Consider the following 19,003-nt stretch of genomic DNA (forward strand, 5'->3'; position numbering starts at 1 on the left):
GGCCGTCCCCTTCAACTCCCGGCCTGCGCCACCCCGTACGGCCGGCCCGTGGTCCGGGTGGTGGGCAGAGGCGTGGCGACGGCGTCGTGGGCTGCCAGGAACGCGGCGATGGCCGGCTGCCATCCGTAGCGTTCCGCGCGGCGCCGGGCAGCGGAGCGGCGGTGGGCTTCGGGGCGGGCGAGGACGCGCAGGACCGCGTCGGCGTAGGAGGCGCCGTCGTCCAGGGCGGTGTCGCCCCCGGTGCCGACCAGGCCGGCGAGGGCCGAGGCTGCGGCGGCGACGACCGGGGTACCGCAGGCGAGGGCTTCGACGGCCGCCAGACCGAACGTTTCCGCGGGTCCGGGGGCCACGGCCACGTCCGCGGCGGCCTGGATGGCGGCCAGTTCGACCTGGTCGGCGACGTGCCCCAGGAAGGCCACGGGCAGCCGTTCGGCCCGCGCGCGGACCGTCAGACGGGCCCGCAGCGGCCCGTCCCCCGCCACCGCAGCTCCGCCAGCGCGTCCAGCGCGCGTCCCGGCCGCTTCTCCGGCGACAGCCGCGAGCAGAGGAGCAGAAGCACGTCGGCACCGCCCGCGCACCGCCGCCGCAGCTCCGCACTGCGCACGGCCGGGTGCCGCGCCGTGAGGTCGACGCCCAGCGGAGCGCGCACGACATTGCGCGCTCCGGTCCGCAGGAACTCGGCCGCCGCCCATTCCGTCGTGCAGACCACCCTGCTGTACGCGTGCGCGGTCCGCGCGTTGGCCCGGTCGGCCGCGCCGCGTGCCAGGCCGCGCGGTACGCCCCAGGTCCGCAGCACTCCGTCCACGCTCTCGTGCGACACCATCACCGCCGGGACGCGGGCCCGCCGCGCCCACTCGCCCGTCCACCGCAGCGTCGTACGGTCCGAGACCTCCAGCCGGTCGGGGGCCAGCGCCTCCAGGAGGCGGCGGACGCGGCGCCGGTCGGCCAGCACCCGGTAGCCGCCCGTGCCCGGCAGGACAGGTCCCGGCAGGGTGATCACCCGCCCCTGGTCGGTGGCCTCGTCCCGCGGGGCGGGTCCGGGCACGATCAGGACCGGCTCGTGACCCGCGGCCCGGTAGCCGGCGCCGAGCGCGCGCAGCGCGGTGCGCAGTCCGCCCGACTGAGGGGTGACGAAGTTCGCGAGCCGTACGATGCGCAGTCCGGCGCCCTCGTACCGGGCCTCGTCGAGGACGTACCGCCCCGAAGCGTAGGTTTCCGTCGTCATGCCGCCACCGCCGTCCGGTCCGTGAGCACGTCCTCGTAATGGCCCAGCAGTTCGTCGCCGACGACCTCCCAGGTCCGGTGTTCGACCGCCGTACGGCCTGCCGCGCCCAGCCGGGCCCGCAGGGCCCGGTCCCCGGCCAGCAGCCCTACCGCGTCGCGCAGCGCCGCCCCGTCCCCCGGCGGCACCAGCAGCCCCGTACGGCCGTGTGCCACGAGGTCCGGCGGGCCGCCCGCCGCCGGAGCCACGACCGGCACGCCGCCCGCCATCGCCTCCTGGACGGCCTGGCAGAAGGTGTCGTAGCGGCCCGTGTGCACGAACACGTCCAAGGACGCCACCAGGCGCGCCAGTTCGTCGCCCGTACGCCGTCCCAGGAAGCGCACTCCGGGAAGCGCCGCGCGCAGGCCGGGGGCGCTCGGGCCGTCCCCGATCACCACGGTCCGTACGCCGGGCAGCCGCGAGGCCGCGGCGAGCAGCCGCACGTCCTTGTCGGGCGCGAGCCGCCCGACGTACCCCACCAGCAGCTCCCGGCCCGCCGCGAGCGAGCTGCGCAGCACCTCGTCACGCCGGGCGGGGTGGAACCGTACGGAGTCGACGCCGCGCGGCCACAGGCGCAGCCGGGGCACGCCGTGCGCGGCCAGGTCCCGCAGGGCGGAACGGGACGGCGCGAGGGTGCGGTCGGCCGCGGCGTGCACCGCCCGGATGCGCCGCCAGGCCGTGCCGCCGCCGGCTCCCAGGTAGGCGCGGGCATAGCGGCCCAGGTCGGTCTGGTAGACCGCGACGACGGGTACGCGGCGCCGCGCGGCGGCCGTCATGCCGCGCGCGCCGAGGACGAAAGGGCTGGCCAGATGTACGACGTCGGGGCGGTGGCCGTCCAGTGCCGCGGCCAGCCTGCGGCCCGGCAGGGCCAGCCGGACCTGCGGGTAGCCCGGCAGCGGCACGGAGGGCACGCGGACGACGGGGCAGGGCCCGGCGCGCCCGCCGTCCGGCCCCCCGTCGGCACCGAGCGGAGCGACGACGAGCGCGTCGTGACCGCGGCGTACCAGGTGCCGGGCGGTTTCGAGGGCGCAGTGGGCGACGCCGTTGACGTCGGGCGGGAAGGACTCGGTGACGATGACAACACGCATACGGCTGTTGTCGGCCCGCCGGACGTGGCCCCGGCCACGTGGATCTTTCCGGCCGGGAAACGTCCCGTGAGCGTTGGCGGCGCCGGGAACCCGGCCCGGCGCCGCCCGCCACGGATCAGACGGCCGAGGCGTCCGGCCCGAAGCGGCTGCGTACCGCCGTCTGCACCTCGGCCTCCTCGGCCGGGTCGGCGGCCAGCCGGCGCAGCTGCTCCACGACGCGCGCGTCGCCCGTGGCCGCGTGCCGGGCGGCCAGTTCCCTGGTGGTCTCCTCGCAGTCCCACAGGCACTCGACGGCGAAGCCCGCCGGGAAGCCGGGGTCGGTGACGGCCAGCGCTCCCGCGGCGCGGCCTCTGAGGTGGGACGAGGAGGTCTCCCGGTAGATGTGGCGCAGAACGGGCGCCGCGCAGGCCACGCCGAGGCGGCCGGCCCCGTCGACCAGCTCCCACAGCCCGCCCGCGTCCGGGCCCTCGGTCCGTACCGTGCGGCGCAGCGCGGCCAGCACCAGGTCGGCGTCGGCGCGGCTGCCGCGGCGGGCCAGCATCGTGGCGCCGGCCGCGCCCAGGCCGTCCGGGCGCAGGGCCCACTGCCGGGCCCGCTCGATCGCGGCCACATTGCGCATGCGTTCGAAGGCGGCGAGCGCGGCCTCGGCGAGCGGCCGGCTGGAGAAGGGGTCGGCGGCCGCGGCCTCGATGAGGTCGAGGGCGTCCGGGTCGCCGCGCTCGGCGAGGTGGCGCAGTGCGGCGGCGCGGGCCGCGTCCGGTCCGGTGCGCGCGGCGCGCAGCAGCTCGGGGCGGTCCTCCGGGCCCGCGACGGCCGCCAGGCAGCGCGCGGCCGGAACCTGCCGCCACTCTTCCGGGTGAAGTTCCAGGCCCTGCTGGGCCCAGGCCAGCACCTCGGCGACGCTCCAGCCGGGGCGCGGCCCGCTGGGCCGCAGCTGGCGCTGCCAGCGGTCGAAGCAGCCCTGTTCCCGGGCGGCGCGGATGCGCTCGCCGTAGCGGGGGTCCTCGGCCCACAGCCGCCACGGGCGGGGCTCGAAGGCGTCCCGGACGGCGGCGGCCAGCTCGGCGTCGCCCTCGCGGGTACGGGGGAAGCGGGCCAGGACGGCGGGGGCGAGGGTGGCCAGGCCCGCGTCGTCGTCGCGCAGCGCCAGCTCGTCGAGGGCCCAGCGCCAGTTGCTGCCGGCGGCGGCGTAGCTGCGCAGCAGCAGGAGGGCGGCGTCCCTGCCGTACGCGGCGAGGTGGCCGAGCACGGCGAGGGCCAGGCCCGTGCGCTCCTCGCCGGGGTCGGTGAGGTCGTCGGGGTGGAAGAGGTGCCGTTCGATCTCTTCGAGTCCGCCGTCGAGCTGCATGTAGAGCCGCGCGTAGTACAGGGAGCGGTTCTCGACCTGCCAGTCGCGGCGGGGGTCGCGCAGCACGCTGTCGTTGAGTGCCGCGAGCGCCTCGGCCCGCGGCGCCGCGAGGGCATGCAGGGTCCCGTCGCCGCGGCCTCGCTGCAGGAGGCCGAGCAGGGTGCCACTGGGCGCTATGTCTGGATCGAACATGAGGTCAGCATCCGGTGCGGGGGACAGGCTGGCAACGGGATTTCCGCTGACCGGCATTCTTGCCGGTGTCCACGGGTCGTATGCGTCGTTCCCACCATGGATCGGTGGGGGCGTGCGCGCTACGGCGGCCGCAGCCTAGCCTGGAACGCTCCCTTCCGCCGATTCGGCCGAGGGTTGCGCCAGGGAGGCCAGGGGCATATGCCGAATGCACCACCGTATCGGGTAATGCCAAATCCCTTACGGGCGGTCGCAGCCTGTGCAACAGTCGTTACCGGCCCTTCCATCAGACCTGGCCTTGGCGCCGCCTGATAACGGAGTACGTCATGTCGTCCCCTCTCTTCGCGGACCGACCAGCCGCCCAGCCCCCCGAGCGCGATGTGGTCGAGGCGCTGATCACGCAGGCCCGCCGGCTGCGGGGCGGCCTCGACGCCGTACGCCGGGAGACCTCGGCCGCCGACGACGAACCCGCCGACGCCCGGCTGCGCTGGCAGCGCGCGCTGTGCGACCTCGCCGTCCACCACCTCGACGACCTCGGCGGACACCTGGACCAGCTCCGGGAGGGCCTGCCCGCCGACCCGGAGGCGGCCGCGGACGCGCCGGACGACGGCTACCCGCGTGACGAGCTGCCCGTGGCGCCGCCCGAGGACGGGCCCCCGGCCGGCTCGCTGCTCAGCCGGGTCGGCAGCGCCGAGTGGAACCTGCTCACCGACGAGGTGAGCTGGTCGGAGGAGCTGTTCGGGATCTTCGGCCGGGAGCCGGCGGACGGGCCGCTGACCCTGGACGAGCTGCCCTCCCTGGTCTTCAGCGAGGACCAGCAGCTGCTGACCACGATGGTCACCGACTGCCTGGTCGACGGCCGTCCGATCGACGGCGAATTCCGCATCGTGCGCACCGACCAGAGCGTGCGCACGGTGCACATGGTGGGCGAGCCGGTGCTCGAAGCCGACGGAAGCACCGCATGCATGTGGGCCGTGCTGCGGGACGTCAGCGAGCTGCGCCGCAGCCAGCGGGCGGTGCGCGAGACCCGTGACTCGCTGCAGCGCCAACGGCATCAGGCGCGGACCGAGCACCGGCTTGCGGTCGAACTGCAGGAAGCCGTGCTGCCGCCGTGGCGCGGCTCCCTGCGGTTCCCGCAAGGCGGGCCCGTCGCACTCGACCTCGCCGCGCGTTATCTCCCTTCCGGCACCAGCGCCCTGATCGGCGGCGACTGGTACGACGCCCTGCAACTTCCGGACGGCAGAACGCTGCTGAGCGTCGGCGACCTCACCGGCCACGGCGCCACCGCCACCTCGGCCATGGCCATGGTGCTCGGCGCGCTGCGCGGCATGGCGGTGTCCGGGCAGGATCCGGGCCCGCTGATGGGCCACCTCAACCAGCTGCTCGACGTCTCCGCGCAGCCCGCGCTCGGCAGCGCGGTGTGCTGCCGCTTCGACCCCGCCACCCGTCGGCTGGTCTGGGCCCAGGCCGGGCATCCCGCACCGCTGCTGTTCCGCGACGGCACGGGAAGCCCGTTGCGCCCCCCGGAGGGCGTACTGCTCGGCGCCACCACCGGCGCCCATTACACCCAGCGCACAGAGCAGTTGGCACCGGGCGACCTGCTGGTGCTGCACACCGACGGACTGGTGCCGCGCCGGTCGCACGGCACGCTCGCGCCCCACGAGGGGACCGAGCGCCTCCTGTCGCTGGCACCGCGGTTCGCCGCGGCCCGTAACGCGCAGGACTGTGTCCGCGTCGTCGCCGAGGAGTTCGGCAGCGCCGAACGCGAGGACGACGCGTGTGTGCTGGTCGCCAGGGTGAGCGGGTGACGGAGAGCGGCGTGGTCCGGGCCGCCCGATGGTCTGCTGTCTTCCGGACTCTGTCGTAGGGTTCCCGCGTACGCCGTCGTACGCGGATGTCAGATCCGCATGCTTTTGCCCACCGGTCCCAGCCCGGGACCGAGCCCCTTGGACTTGGCCTTCGGCATGACGCGCTGGATCTCCTCCCGCAGGTCCTGGATCTGGCCGTAGTCCGAGTACTGGCCGGTGAGCCGGTACATCTCGCGCAGCCGGTCCCAGGTGCGGTGCGAGGAGTTCTCCTTGATGGACACCAGCGCCAGCCGGGCGTACCGGTCGGCCTGTTCGGGGTCGTTCCCGATGAAGCACGCCGAGGCCAGGGAGAGGTAGTCGAAGATCTGTGACCGCTGCCGGCCCTTCTCGCGCAGCCGCAGCGCCTCCTTGGCATGGAGCTGGGCGACCTTCGCCGCCTGCGGGTCGTGCTCGGCGAGCGTACGGAAGGCCAGTGCCTGCATGCCGTGCATGTCCGCCTCGTCGAACATCTGCATCCAGCTCGGCGGAGGCACGTCACCCTTGTCGGAGACGAACAGCTCCTCCGCCTCGCCCAGGGTGCGGCGCATGGCCTGGCCGTGCCCCTTGGTCGCCTGGGCCCACGCCTCGATGGTGAAGAGCATCGCGCGGGTCCGCGGCAGGGTCTCCCCCCCGGAGCCCGACTTGGCCAGCTTCATCAGGTCCAGGGCGTCGTCGGGACGGCCCAGGTGCACCATCTGGCGGGCCGCCCTGGACAGCGCCTCGCCCGCGCGCGGGCGGTCGCCGCCCTCACGCGCCGCGTGGGCCGCGATGACGAAGTACTTCTGGGCGGTGGGTTCCAACCCCACGTCGTGGGACATCCAGCCCGCCAGGACGGCGAGGTTGGCCGCCACCCCCCACAGCCTGCGCTGGAGGTGCTCGGGGTGGCGGTAGGCGAGCATCCCGCCCACCTCGTTGAGCTGGCCCACCACGGCCTTGCGCTGCAACCCGCCGCCGCGGGCCGCGTCCCAGGCGCGGAAGACCTCGACCGAGCGCTCCAGGGCGTCGATCTCCTGCGACCCCACGGGGGCCGCCTCGTAGCGGTCGAAGCCGATCTGGTCGATGGTGTGGTCGGCAAACGGGTCGTCGAATCGGGGGGCGTCGGCTGCCAGCGCCGGATCGGTGTGCAGCCAGTCGTGCATGGCGCTGCTGAGCGCGGAGCCGGCGGCGAGTGCCGCGCCCGCGCTCACCAAGCCGCGTCGGTTGAGCATGAGGTCCATTCCCGTGAATTCCGTGAGGACCGCCGCCGTCCGCTCGGGCGGCCACGGGAGACCGTCCGTGGCCTGCTTCTTCCCCGCGCGCCCGGAGCGACCGAACCCGAGGTCCTCGATGGTTACGACACGGCCGAGACGCTCGGTGAACAGGGCCGCCAGCACCTTGGGAACCGGGTCGCGCGGGGTCTCCCCCGTGTCGATCCAGCGCCGGACCCGCGAGGTGTCGGTCGCCAGCTGCGGATGCCCCATGGCGGCCGCCTGCCGGTTGACCAGTCTCGCGAGTTCTCCCTTGGACCAGCCGGCCAGACCGAAAAGGTCCGCGAGACGGGTGTTCGGCTCCCTGTCCACGTCAAGCCCCCAGGTTCCTCGACTGACTTGACAGTAACGGGCGTCCCGGACGCCCGCGAGCATTCGCCAGGGTTCGCCAGGGTGCGCCAGATGGTCTGCCACCCGCGCCCGCGTGTTCTGTAGAAGTGCAGCCCCCGGCCCGGTGTCGGTACCGCATTCCCCAGGGTGCGGACACCGGAATCGGAGCCTTTCGGGGCCCCGTTCATCGGGCCGGGAGCCGCACGCAACTCGTCGGCGCACGAAGGGATCTGTTTCACCCATGTACGCAGCATCGTCCGCCGTGAGCGCCCCGAACCGGCCGTACCGTCCGCAGCCTCCGGGAAGCGGACCGTATCTCGACCCCTCCCAGTCTCCGGGGGCGGTCTCCGGCCTCTCCGGCGGCCGCAACCGGCGGGCGCAAGGGGGAGGTGCCCAACCGCTCAGCGGGAGACTCGACTTGTCCGGCCCCCAGGGCGCCCAGCTGCGCGCCGCGGTCGCCTCCGTGCACCGCATCTGCCCCGAGTTCCATCCGGTCCAGGTGCTGCGCCGGAGCGGCAAGTCCGTCCTCCTGGTGGGCACCACCGGCCGCACGACCGCGGTCGCCAAGTGTTTACTGGACCACTCCTCCGCATGGGCCGAGCGGTTCCGGCACGAAATAGCTGCTTATCGGGCCTTCGTACGCCACCGCCCCCCGGTGCGCGTACCCAGGCTGGTCGCCGCGGATCCCGAGAACTGCACCCTGGTCGTCGAGCGGATGCCCGGCCGGGTCGCCTCCCTCCAACGGCATCCGACCGAAGCGCCACCGCGCGCGGACGTACGGGCCGCGCTCGGCGCGATCTGCCGGGTCAACCTCTGGCGGCCGCCGGCCGGGATGTTCGACGCGCCGCTGGACTACGCGGGCCGCATCGGGCGCTTCCACGACCTCGGCCTGCTGACCGACCGGGATCTGGGCGACCTGCAGAAGCTGCTGCACGGTCTCGCCCACACCCAGGGCCAGTTCTGCCACGGCGACGCGCTGCTGAACAACGTCCTGCTCTCCCCCGCCGGTCCGGTGCTGCTCGACTGGGATTACGCCGGCTGGTACCTGCCGGGCTACGACCTCGCCACGCTGTGGTCGGTGCTCGGCGACGCCCCCGTGGCGCGCCGTCAGGTCAGCCAGCTCGCGCAGGCCGCCGGGCCGACCGCGCGGGACGCCTTCCTGGTCAATCTGATGCTGGTGCTCACCCGCGAAATACGGCGGTACGAGACCGCCGTACAGCGCACCATGCGCGAGCCCACGCCGACGGGCACGCCGGGTCCGGGACAGCCCGGTGCGCTGGCGGCGGGCGAGGAGCAGCGGCTGCTCCTGCGCCGGCTGCACGACGACTGCCAGATGGCACGCCGTGCGGTGCGGGCCGCGGTCGGCACCCGCTGATCCGCCAAGGGGGGTATGAGCGGCGCGTCCGAGTGCGGGCGCGCCGCTCACGTACGTCCGCGTGCGGCCGCTCCTCGAATGCGGCTCCGGTACGCGTGCTGACATGCGAAACCCTTGTGGCGCACGGTGATTGACGGATCGTCGGCCAGGCGATAGCTGTATTCGACAAGTCCGGTCCCGCGCACGGCCGTATGCACACCATCCGTCAGACGCCCCGGCTCGGTCCGGTCGGCCAGAGGAGGCTGCATTGCGAGGATCCGCCCCGGAAGACGAGAAGAGAACCCCCCGTTCCAGAGCGCACAGGGCCGCCACCGCCGCCGCGGCGGCGGCCCTGTTGCTGCCCCTGGTCTCGGCCGCGCCGTCCGCCCTCGCGGGGCCGCCCCGCGCCACGGCGCAGCAGCAGGACGCCGGCACCCTCCAGCGGGCGTTCGCCGAAGCCGCCGCGCGCTACCGGGTGCCGGAGAGCGTCCTGCTGGCCGTCGCGTACATGGAGTCGCGCTGGGACGGGCACGGCGGCGCGCCCAGTGTGACCGGCGGCTACGGCCCCATGCACCTGACCGACGCCCGTACGGCGCTGGCCGAGCGGCCGCACCACGGCGAGGGCGGCGAGGACCCGCGCGGCGACGGCTCGCGCCCCCGCAAGCAGGTCCGCGCGCAGCTGCCGGCCACCACCGCGCTCCCGGCGCGCCTGCGGACCCTGGACCGGGCGGCCGCGCTGACCGGGCTGCCCGCCGAGCGGCTGCGCAAGGACCCGGCGGCCAACATCGGCGGCGGCGCGGCGCTGCTCGCCGCCGAGCAGCGCCGCCTCGGGCTGCACACCGCCGATCCCGCCCGCTGGTACGGCGCCGTCGCGCGCTATTCGGGCGCGGACGACGTCCGGACCGCGGCGGGTTTCGCCGACGACGTGTACGACGTGCTCCGGCACGGCCAGTCCCGTACGACCGACTCGGGCCAGCGGGTGACGCTGCCCGCCGTGCCCGGGGTGACGGCCGACCGGGCGCAGCTCGGGCGCCTGGGGCTGCGGTCCCCTGGCGCGGCCGCCGACCGGGCCCGTCTGGAATGCCCGCACACGGTCTCGTGCGTGTCCGTGCCGGCACCGTACGAGGAGTTCGGCGACGGCGACTACGGCAACCACGACAAGGCGGACCGGCCCGGGGACCAGAGTGTCGACGCCATCGTCGTCCACGACACCGAGGGATCCTGGGAGACGACGCTCAAGCTCATCAAGGACCCGACGTACGTGTCGTGGCACTACACGATCCGGTCGGCGGACGGGCTGATCGCCCAGCACGTGCCGACGAAGGACGTCGCCTGGCACGCGGGGAACTGGTACGTCAACGCGCACTCCGTCGGCATCGAGCACGAAGGGTTCCTCGCGGCGCCGGACGCCTGGTATACGGAAGCGATGTACCGGGCCTCGGCACGGCTGGTGCGGTACCTGGCACACAAGTACGACCTGCCGCTGGACCGGCAGCACATCATCGGTCACGACAACGTGCCGGGCACGACGCCCGCCACGATCAAGGGCATGCACACCGACCCGGGCCCGTACTGGGACTGGGCACACTACTTCCGGCTGCTGGGCAGGCCGTTCGTCCGTACGGCGGGCCCCGACGGCGGCCTGGTGACCATCCGCCCCGACTACGACCGGCACCGGCCCGTCTACACGGACTGCGTCACGCCGGGCCGGTCGTGCCCGCCACACGGCTCGACCGCCGTACGGCTGCACACCGAGCCCAGTGCGAGCGCGCCGCTGGTCAGGGACATCGGGCTGCGCCCTGACGGCAGCCCCTCGACGACCGGCGTGAACGACACCGGCGCCCGCGCCACCACCGGCCAGCGGTACGCGGTCGCGGAGCGCCGGGGCGAGTGGACCGCCATCTGGTACCTCGGCCAGAAGGCGTGGTTCCACAATCCGGCGGCGCAGCCGACGGCGGTTGACGCGAAGGGCCCGGTGGCCACGCCGAAGGCCGGCCGCGCGGACATCCCGGTGTACGGACGGGCGTACCCGGAGCAGGCGGCCTACCCGCCCGGGGTGCCGGTGCAGGCCGTCACGCCACTGCCGTACAAGCTCCTGGCCGGGCAGCGGTACGCCGTCGGCAACCGGGTGCGCGGCGAGTACTTCTACGCGCCGACGTTCGACGTCTCGGGGCACACCGTCGTGCGCGGCAAGGACGTCTACTACGAGATCCAGGTGGGGCACCGGGTGGGGTACGTACGGGCAGCGGACGTCGACATCCGCCCGTCACACCGGTAGCGGGCATGCCGCGCCCGGCCGGCAGCCGGGCGCGGTCCTCCTGACACAGGCTCTCAGCCCTGCTGGAACATCTCCGCGGGCAGCGGCTTGAGCAGGGCGTACAGGTCGTCGGTGATCGGCCGGTCCCAGCAGGCGATGGTCACCAGCACGCCGTCGCTGCGGTCGAACTGCGCGCAGGAGATCCGGCCCTCCGAGCACTTGATGCGCTTGACGATCAGCAGGTTGTCGTCGTGCATGACCGGCGTGTCCTCGGTCTCGACGACGGTGACCGGCTCGTCGTTGCCGAGCGCGGCAAGCAGCTGCGCCACCTCGAACGGCACCTCGCCTTCGCCCGGCTCGCGCGCCGGGGAGCCCTCCGGGAGGTTGCCGATGACCATCGCGGGTCCGCGGCCGCCGAACAGGTCGTAGCGGAGGAAGACTCCCTGGCAGCTGCCGTCGGGGGCGGGCAGCAGCCCCGCTCCGAGGTTGCCGGGCCAGTCCCCGGGGTCCATGGCGAGGACGTCGAAGTCAGGCCCGGCGGGCGTGGCTGCGCTGCGGCGGCGGAGGAAGGACATACCGCCATCGTACGTGGCTGCCGCCGGCCGGCGGGCCCCGCGTCAACCCCGCGGCGGCCCGGCCGGTTCGGTGGCCGCCGCGGAGGTCTCCAGCAGCCGGGGCAGCCCGGCGTAGTCCGTGCCCATTTTGCGGCAGACGCTGGACAGCAGACGGGTCACGACCGCTTCCGGGACGGCCAGCTCCTCGGCGATGCGGCGGGGGGACCAGCCGAGGGCGAGCCGTTCGGCCGCCGCCCGCTCCTGCGCGGTGAGCGCCTCGGTGCCGGAGTTGTGGAGCTGGCGGGGGCGCAGGCCCGCGGCGGACAGCTCGTCGCGGGCGCGGGCCGCCAGGCCGTCGGCCCCGCAGTGCACCGCACCCTCCAGGCCGCGGTAGAGGTGCTCGGCGGCGTCCTGGGGCAGTCCGGCGCGGCGCAGGGCCGCGCCGTGGTCGACCAGGGCCTCGGCCAGCGCGTATCCGGCGGGCGAGTGCTCCAGCTCCCGTACGGCCTCGGCGAGCAGCTTGAGTGCCTGCCCGCCGCCGATCACGGTGGCGGCGCAGTGCAGCGCCTCGCCGACCGCCGTCGGGGTGCCGAACCTGCGGGCCCGCCGTACGCCTTCCTCGGCCAGTTCGACGGCGCGCGGGCTGTCGGTGAGCGCCGTGGCGCGGGCGAGGTGCAGCTGCCAGGGGCACCAGGCCGGGTTGCGCATGCCGCGCGCCTCCAGCCGCCGGCCGACCGCCTTGAGGTGGTGCTCGGCGTGCCGGTGCAGGCCGCGGGCCATCAGCAGCTCGCTGTAGACGGTGCGGGAGTCGGGGTAGACGACGGCGTTGGGCACCACGTCGCCGTAGCCGAAGCGGTCGGCGAGGTCCTGCGCGTCCTGGACGCGGCCGCGGGCGAGCAGGATCTCGATGAGGATGCCGATGGCGTACCACTGGGCGGGTACCGCGCCGCCGACGCGTTCGGCGATCCGCAGCCCCTCGCGGACCAGGGCCTCGGCTTCGGCCAGCGCGCCGCGGCGGTAGCGGATGTAGCCGAGCAGGGCGTGGCCGAAGGCCAGGTGGGCGCCGCGCCAGCCCTTGCGCTCGCACTCGGCCATGCCGCGGTTGAACAGTTCCTCGGCGCGGCCCGGCTGGTCGCAGTACATGAACGTCATGGCGACGGCGACCGGCACCTCGAAGCCGCGGTTGTCCTCCGTCCAGCTCAGCCCGCCGACCAGCGCGGCTTCGGCGTAGCGCAGGGCGGTGGCCGCGGGCTCGCCGTGCACCACGCAGTCCCAGGCGCGCAGGCCCAGGATGTAGCGCTCGGCGAGGCTGCCGCCGGCCAGGTGGTCGGCGAGCCGGGACAGCCTGCGGGAGCGGGCCGCGGAGTCCGGTTCGTCGGCCCGGAAGGCGCTCCAGACGAAGTTCTCGGCCTGCATCCGCAGCCGGGTGCCGGGCAGGCTGGTGCGCCGGGCCTCCGCGGCGGCGACCGCCGCGGCCTCGGCGACCTGGTCGGTGTGGGCGAGCGCCTGGGCCAGCCGGTAGGTGACGGCCTCGCGCAGCTCGGGTTCGATGTCCGGTTCGTCGAGGGCTTCGCGCAGGTAGTTGACGGTGACCTCGGGTGCGGTGAGGAAGGTGGCGGCGCCCAGCTCGAAGAGGACGGCGGCGCGTTGTTCGGGCGAGGGCGGCTCCCGCAGGGCGCGGGCCAGGAAGCGGCGGGCGGCGTCGGGCGCCCCGGCCCGTACGTACTCGCGTGCGGCCTGGCGCAGCCGCTGGACGACCCAGTCGTCGCCCTGGCAGGGCACCTCCATCAGGTGCCGCGCGGCGACCGTCGGCCCGAGCCCGGCCTCCACGACGCTTCGGCGGCCATGTTGTGCATGCCGACGCGCAGCGCGGTGGGGATGGCCCGGTGGACGGCGGTGGCGATCAGCGGGTGGACGAACTGCAGGGTGCCGTCCGGGCCGTCGGCCGGGGCGAGGATGCGGGCCTCGCGCAGCTGGGCGACGATGTCGACCGCGGACTCGCTGCCCAGGGCGGCGACGCCGGCGGTCACGTCGAGGGTGGCCGAGGTGCCCAGTACGGCGGTGGCCCAGGCGAGCCGGACGGCCGCGCCGCCGAGCCGGTCCAGCCGGTCGACCAGACCCTTCCCCTTGACCGCCGAGGCCAGTTCGCGCAGTGCCGGCAGGTCGTCGCGGCTGCCCCTGACGCCGCGTTCGCTGAGCCCGGCGGCGAGTTCGACGGTCTCGAAGGGGTTGCCGTCGGTGACCGCCCAGCATTCGGTGCAGAACTTGTCCTCGACGCCGTCGCCGAGCGCCTCGCGGACGATGCTGGCGACCGCGTCGCAGGTGAGCGGGGTGAGGGGGAAGGGCCGGGAGGCGTGGCGCTCGGCCAGCCGCCGGAAGGGGTCGGCGCCGCGGGTGAGTTCCTCGGGCCGGTACGCGACCACGACGAGCATCGGGAGCTCCTCGACCCGCGGCACGAAGGCGGTCAGCCAGCCCAGGGATTCCTGGTCGGCCCAGTGGGCGTCGTCCAGGACCAGCACGGTGGGCGCCTGCTGCACGGCGAAGCGGGTCAGCAGCCAGTCCAGGCCGTCGCGGACTCCGGTGGGGTCGGGGTTGCTGCCGCCCGCGTCGGCGACGAGGCCGACGGCGGGCGCGACGATGCCGTACCAACTGCCCAGTACGGTGCGGTAGTCGTCGTCGTACGCGGCCAGCACCGGCTGCACGAGCTGGCGCACGACGTGGAACGCCATGCCCTGTTCGTGCTCGCCGCCGCGTGCGGAGAGCACGGTGCAGCCGTAGGCAGCGGCGCGGGCGCGCACCTCGGCGAGCAGCGCGGTCTTGCCCATGCCCGCCGGTCCGGCGAAGGAGAGCAGACCGCCGCGCCGGGCGGCGGCCGGCCCGTCCCCCGGCCCGCAGAGCCGGGTCAGGGCCGCGTCCAGGGCGCCGAGTTCGGTGTTCCTTTCGAGCAAGCCCCGTCGTACGTCACGCACGTGTTCCCACTCAGCCATGACCGAATCCGTTCGCCGCGCCGGCTCGTCCCGCCCGCCGTGAGCGCGGGCCGCTTGGGTCGCACTCTGCCTGCGGATAGCGCAGAGCGTACGCCGATACGGACCCGCGGTAACCAGGATGAGCGACACGCTGCACATCGGGGGCCCGACCGTGCTATACGCGCCCGCACGTACCGGTCCGCGCACGCTCGATCCACCCGCAAGTCGCCACTCTCACGGGTGAATCGGGGCTGCCTGGGGCCGGTTCAGGCCACCGCGGGCGGGTCAGCGGCGCGTCGGGGTGAGCGCCCCTTCCGTACGCAGCCGGTTCAGCAGGTTCCTGGCGGCCTGCTCCCCGGAACACACGCTGCTGTTGGTGGTCGAGTGGCCCAAGTAGTCGCCGCCCGCGAGCTGGACGCGGCCGTCGGCGCGGAACCCGGCTGCGAACCGGGCGATGGCCCGGTAGTCCCCCGGTCGGCGCCCGATGAGGCACGGCGAGACGCGCCAGATGTGCGTCATCGTCGTGTGGCGTGCCAGCTCGGGCAGGATGCCGAGCCGCCGGACGCCCGCCAGGACGTGGTCGACCACCTTGTCGTCCCCCAGGTCCCAGTTGCGGTCCGACCACGCGCCGCGCAGGTGGGTCATGACCAGCCCGGTCCCCTCCGGCACGCGCTGCGGGGAGAGGTTGTGCTCCAGCACGAAGGCGCAGAGGTCGGGGTGTTCGACGCGGGACGCCTGCACCAGCATCGCCCGTTCCGCCGTGGGCCGGTCCAGCCCGAAGGCGACGTGGACGCTTCGCGCGTACGGGGCGTCGTCCAGGAACTCGCGCTGGTCGGCCGTGAGCTGTGCGTACAGCTGCGGTACCTGCGGCGGCGGCACGGCCAGCACGCAGGCGGCCGCGGTCTCCAGGTGCTCCGCCTCGCCCGGCCGGTGCCAGGTGACGGCCACCTCGTCCCCGCGGTCCTCGACCGAGGTGACCCGCGCGCGGTACTCGACGGTGAGCTGCCTGGCCAGCCCCTTGGGCAGGAAGCCCACGCCCTCGCGCGAGGTGAAGAAGCCACCGCCGCACAGGATGACGTCGATGAAGACGAACGGCATGGCGGCCGAGACCTCTTCGGGCTCGCCCAGGCACAGGCCCGAGACCAGCGGGTCGAGCAGGTACTCCAGCGTCTCGGGACGCAGGCCACGGCGGGTCGCGTACTGGTGCACGGACTCGAAGTCGGCCGCGGCCATCGCCGACATGTCGTGCGGCGTCAGCAAGGGGCGGATGCGGCGGTAGTCCCGCAGCAGCTTGGCGACGTCCGCGAGGGGGAAGCTGGTCAGCAGCCCGCCGGTGGCGAGCTGCCGGCGGGAGCCGAGGCGGACCCGGTCCACCCGGCCGCCGCGCACCAGGCCGAACAGGTCGGATCCGGGCACCACCTCGCCCGCCAGGCCGGCCGCCGCGATCAGGCGTATCAGGTCGCGGTAGCTGTTGATGAGGATGGTCGCCGCCCGGTTGACGGCGAATCCGGAGACGTCGACGGTGGCCATCCGGCCGCCGACCGCCTCGGGTCCCGCGCTCTCCAGGACGACGGCTTCGCATCCGGCCTGCTGGAGCCGGAACGCCGCGGACAGGCCGGCGATACCGCCACCCACCACGACGACACGGGGCTTTGCACTCACACCGGTTCACCCTTCCTGCCGGTACGGGTGCCGGCCCCCGGGGGCCGGCACCGCGGGTACCAAAGAGGTTCGACGGGCCGCGGGGGCCGGGAAGACCCGCCGGGGCCCTGGGGCCACGGCGCCGGCGGATGCCGCCGGCGCCTCACACCGCGGGGCTCAGCTGGTCCCACCACCACGCGACGGGGCGCAGCGGCAGCGGTTCGAGGCTCCCATCACAGGGCGAGTCCGCCCATACACCGAAAGCGGGTGCCGGGTCGGGGACGGCACTCGGGTCGGTCCGGTAGCGCGGGGTGACGGCGCTGTAGTCCAGGTTGCCCCGGATGAAGTGGTCCAACTGCCCCAGGTAGCAGCGGGTTTCTGGGGCGGCGCGGTAGGCGGTACGGTCCCGCAGGGTGACGTACAGGCACATCAGCCGGTCGTGCAGCGCCGCGGCCCTGGCCATGGCTTCCTGGGGCGGCACGCGCAGCTCGTGCTCCAGGACGCCGACGAGGTTGGACTCCAGCGACTGCTCCTTGACCTCGCGGTGGTAGGAGTAGACGTCGTTGGCGAAGGTCACCAGGGCCGACGCGATCTGCGTCAGGGCCCGTATCCGGGGTGTCTCCGCCGCCTCGTTGGGCAGTGAGGTGCCCTCCGCCATCTCGATGACGGCGATGGACGCCTTGGTGCCGCGGTCCCGCGGCCCGATGACGAGATACTCCGCCAGGCTCGGCACGGTGCCCGACGCCCGCTGGGCCAGGCCCACCGACGCCGCCAGAAACCATTCGGCAACGCCGTCGATCCACCGTCGTACGACCGTGCCGGAGGCGTAACTGCGGTAGCGGTGCGAGACCTCGCCGAAAGCCGCCGTGTACGGGTCGGCCGTCTCGTCGTCGGTGGTCTCGGGGTGGTCGGCACCGTGGATGACCCGGACGGCCATCGGGAGGAACCGTTCCGGGTGCCGGCTGTAGAGGCCGCCGTCCAGGTACACGTCGTCCAGCAGCAGGCCCAGGCAGGACCAGTCGGCGCCGATCTGCAGCGGGTCGGCCGTGCCGCCGGGGGCGATCCGGCACGCCCACTCGGCGGTGCGGTTGGCGATGACCTGGGCGTGGTGGAAGTCGTCGTCGCAGAATCCGAACTGCGCCATCCAGTCCACCACGCGCCGTTCGATCGCGGCGGTCTCGTGGTGCGGCGCTGCCGGGATGGGGCAGAACAGCGGCGGGATCTCGACGGCGGAGCGCGCCGTCGTGCCGTCCGGTTCGCCGTCCGCCCGGTCTCGCGCCAGTCGGACCTGGCCCCAACGGGCGGCGGGCAGGTCGGATTCCGGGACGCCGTAGCCTGTTGCTTGCATGGTTCTCTCTCCATGTTCACGGTGCTTCAGTTGGCACGGCCGGCGCTCCGCCACCCGGGCGGCGGCCGCGTGGCTCGCAGACCATGGGCAGCGGGCCCGGGCTCAGCACCGCCGCCGGGACCGGTCGTACGGTCCTGGCGGACAGCGGGCGCAGGCGCCAGCGCGCGGCGATGGCGGCAAGGGCGAGCACGGCTTCGGTCATCGCGAAGTGGTCGCCGATGCACTTGCGGTTGCCTGCGGCGAACGGGAGCATCGCACCGCTCGGAACGCTCCCTGCCCGTTCCGGCAACCATCGGTCGGGGTCGAACAGTTGGGGGTCGGGGAAGGCGACCGGGTCCTGGTGCAGCACGTAGGCGCTGTACAGGACCGTGCTTCCCCGGGCCAGCCGCCGGCCGGCCAGGGTGGTCTCGGTGGTGGTCACGCGGGTCAGGGCCCAGCCGGGGGGATACATGCGCAGGGCTTCGGTGACCACGCGCCGGGCGTGGCCGAGCCTGGGGAGGTCGCCGGGTCCCGGCGGGCGGCCGGCGAGCACGCTGTCGGCCTCGGCGTGCAGCCGGCGTTCTTCCTCGGGGTGCCGCGACAGGAGGTGAAACGTCCATGCGAGCGCCAGCGCGGTGGTCTCGATCCCGGCCACCAGGAAGGTCATCAGCTGGTCGTGGGCCTCTTGGTCGGTGAGCGGTTCCTTGGCGTCGGTGGCCTCCCTGGTGGCGGGCGGTGGTACGGGGTGGTCGCGGGTGTGGTCCACCGGGCAGCGTCCGCCGGTGCTCCGGCCGGCGTCGTCGTCCTCCCGGTCGTCGTCGGTGGCCGCCAGGAGGGTGGCCAGCAGGTCGTCGTGCTCGTCCGGAGCGGCGCGGCGCTCGGCGATGATGCCGTCGATGATGCCGTGCAGCCGGGCCAGCGCCCGGTCGAAGCGGCGGTTGCCCGGGGTGGGGAGCTTGTAGAGGGGGCCGAGGGGGACGACGGCGCGAAGCAGCACGCCGCGCATGACGGTGCCCAGGCAGCCGCGTACGTCGGCGGCGAGGCCGGGGGCGAGGGAGGTGGACATGAGCACGCCGGTGGTCACCCTGGCCGAGAGGTCCATCATCGCGTCGGTGACGTCCAGCGTCTGCCCGGGCCGCCACTCCTCGACGGCGGCGCCGATCTCGGCGCTCATCACTCCCGCGTAGTCGGCGATGCGGGACGGCCGGAAGCAGGGCTGGGCCAGCCGGCGCTGCCTGCGGTGCGCCGTCCGGGAGCAGGTGACCAGGCCGTTGCCGAGCACCATGCGCATCGTGTCGTAGAGCGGGCCGCCCTTGTCGTACGTGCGCGGGTCCATGAGGATCTGCTGCACCAGGGCCGGGTCGCAGGCCAGCCAGACGCGTTGCGGCCCGAGGCGGATCGCCACCAGGTCGCCGTGGTCGGGCAGTGCGGCCAGGAAGTCGAGCGGCCGCCGCCACAGCGGGAGCGCGTGTCCCAGCAGGGGTATGCCTCCGGGCGCCGCCGACACCGTCCAGGCGTTCTGCGTGTGCGCCGCGCCGCGCGGTGTGCGGACGCCGGCCTCGCCGTGGGTTGCCTTCACGGAGCACCTCGCTCG

Annotated in this window: 12 protein-coding genes and 1 pseudogene; 3 read left to right on the forward strand and 10 right to left on the reverse strand. The window is 74.3% G+C overall.

The window, feature by feature from the left end:
• Positions 1-11 precede the first annotated feature (11 nt).
• The 3 genes and pseudogenes from ACH4K4_RS13985 to ACH4K4_RS13995 form a co-directional block, all read right to left on the reverse strand.
• Positions 12-1,225: pseudogene (locus ACH4K4_RS13985) on the reverse strand (glycosyltransferase).
• Positions 1,222-2,349, reverse strand: a complete 1,128-nt coding sequence (locus ACH4K4_RS13990) for a glycosyltransferase family 4 protein (RefSeq protein WP_398167272.1) — start codon at positions 2,347-2,349, stop codon at positions 1,222-1,224. The pseudogene ACH4K4_RS13985 and the gene ACH4K4_RS13990 overlap by 4 nt, the downstream one beginning before the upstream one ends.
• Positions 2,350-2,464: 115 nt before the next feature.
• Positions 2,465-3,889, reverse strand: a complete 1,425-nt coding sequence (locus tag ACH4K4_RS13995; RefSeq protein WP_398167273.1) for a HEAT repeat domain-containing protein — start codon at positions 3,887-3,889, stop codon at positions 2,465-2,467.
• 323 nt (positions 3,890-4,212) lie between these two features.
• On the opposite strand from ACH4K4_RS13995, the gene ACH4K4_RS14000 reads away from it, so the two are divergent.
• Positions 4,213-5,694, forward strand: a complete 1,482-nt coding sequence (locus ACH4K4_RS14000; RefSeq protein ID WP_398167274.1) for a PP2C family protein-serine/threonine phosphatase — start codon at positions 4,213-4,215, stop codon at positions 5,692-5,694.
• An 89-nt stretch (positions 5,695-5,783) separates the two neighbouring features.
• Here the strand turns inward: ACH4K4_RS14000 and ACH4K4_RS14005 are convergent, their stop codons facing one another.
• The gene (locus ACH4K4_RS14005; protein ID WP_398167275.1) at positions 5,784-7,292 is read right to left on the reverse strand and encodes a hypothetical protein; all 1,509 of its coding nucleotides are present in this window, start codon (positions 7,290-7,292) and stop codon (positions 5,784-5,786) included.
• Between the two features lie 259 nt (positions 7,293-7,551).
• Here ACH4K4_RS14005 and ACH4K4_RS14010 point away from each other — a divergent pair, with 259 nt between their 5' ends.
• Together ACH4K4_RS14010 and ACH4K4_RS14015 are read left to right on the forward strand one after the other, a co-directional pair.
• The gene (locus ACH4K4_RS14010; RefSeq protein WP_398167276.1) at positions 7,552-8,685 is read left to right on the forward strand and encodes an aminoglycoside phosphotransferase family protein; all 1,134 of its coding nucleotides are present in this window, start codon (positions 7,552-7,554) and stop codon (positions 8,683-8,685) included.
• A 247-nt stretch (positions 8,686-8,932) separates the two neighbouring features.
• Positions 8,933-10,942: an N-acetylmuramoyl-L-alanine amidase gene (locus tag ACH4K4_RS14015; protein WP_398167277.1), complete on the forward strand. Its 2,010-nt coding sequence runs from the start codon at positions 8,933-8,935 to the stop codon at positions 10,940-10,942.
• 53 nt (positions 10,943-10,995) lie between these two features.
• Here ACH4K4_RS14015 and ACH4K4_RS14020 read toward each other — a convergent pair whose 3' ends face one another.
• The 6 genes from ACH4K4_RS14020 to ACH4K4_RS14045 form a co-directional block, all read right to left on the reverse strand.
• On the reverse strand, positions 10,996-11,496 hold the full coding sequence (locus tag ACH4K4_RS14020; protein ID WP_398167278.1) for a hypothetical protein: 501 nt from the start codon (positions 11,494-11,496) through the stop codon (positions 10,996-10,998).
• A gap of 42 nt (positions 11,497-11,538) precedes the next feature.
• Positions 11,539-13,305: a hypothetical protein gene (locus ACH4K4_RS14025; RefSeq protein WP_398167279.1), complete on the reverse strand. Its 1,767-nt coding sequence runs from the start codon at positions 13,303-13,305 to the stop codon at positions 11,539-11,541.
• Positions 13,263-14,462 (reverse strand): ATP-binding protein, encoded by a 1,200-nt coding sequence (locus ACH4K4_RS14030; protein ID WP_398167280.1) that lies wholly within the window; start codon positions 14,460-14,462, stop codon positions 13,263-13,265. Before ACH4K4_RS14030 ends, ACH4K4_RS14025 begins: the two co-directional genes overlap by 43 nt.
• Positions 14,463-14,726: 264 nt before the next feature.
• Positions 14,727-16,103 carry a protoporphyrinogen/coproporphyrinogen oxidase gene (locus tag ACH4K4_RS14035; protein WP_398167282.1) on the reverse strand — a complete coding sequence of 459 codons (1,377 nt, stop codon included), beginning with the start codon at positions 16,101-16,103 and terminating at the stop codon, positions 14,727-14,729.
• Between the two features lie 142 nt (positions 16,104-16,245).
• Positions 16,246-17,430, reverse strand: coding sequence for a terpene synthase family protein (locus tag ACH4K4_RS14040; protein WP_398167283.1), 1,185 nt, complete (start codon positions 17,428-17,430; stop codon positions 16,246-16,248).
• Positions 17,431-17,446: 16 nt separating this feature from the next.
• On the reverse strand, positions 17,447-18,988 hold the full coding sequence (locus ACH4K4_RS14045; RefSeq protein ID WP_398167284.1) for a cytochrome P450: 1,542 nt from the start codon (positions 18,986-18,988) through the stop codon (positions 17,447-17,449).
• Positions 18,989-19,003 lie beyond the last annotated feature (15 nt).

Origin of the sequence: Streptomyces sp. NPDC017529 (assembly GCF_044329785.1) — a bacterium.
Classification (GTDB): Bacteria; Actinomycetota; Actinomycetes; order Streptomycetales; family Streptomycetaceae; genus Streptomyces.

Excerpts from the sequence above, each read along its gene's own strand:
- ACH4K4_RS14040 (WP_398167283.1), bottom strand. The coding sequence starts at position 17,430 with ATGCAAGCAACAGGCTACGGCGTCCCGGAATCCGACCTGCCCGCCGCC.
- ACH4K4_RS14030 (WP_398167280.1), bottom strand. The coding sequence starts at position 14,462 with ATGGCTGAGTGGGAACACGTGCGTGACGTACGACGGGGCTTGCTCGAA.
- ACH4K4_RS14010 (WP_398167276.1), top strand. The coding sequence starts at position 7,552 with ATGTACGCAGCATCGTCCGCCGTGAGCGCCCCGAACCGGCCGTACCGT.
- ACH4K4_RS14000 (WP_398167274.1), top strand. The coding sequence starts at position 4,213 with ATGTCGTCCCCTCTCTTCGCGGACCGACCAGCCGCCCAGCCCCCCGAG.
- ACH4K4_RS13990 (WP_398167272.1), bottom strand. The coding sequence starts at position 2,349 with ATGCGTGTTGTCATCGTCACCGAGTCCTTCCCGCCCGACGTCAACGGC.
- ACH4K4_RS13995 (WP_398167273.1), bottom strand. The coding sequence starts at position 3,889 with ATGTTCGATCCAGACATAGCGCCCAGTGGCACCCTGCTCGGCCTCCTG.
- ACH4K4_RS14020 (WP_398167278.1), bottom strand. The coding sequence starts at position 11,496 with ATGTCCTTCCTCCGCCGCCGCAGCGCAGCCACGCCCGCCGGGCCTGAC.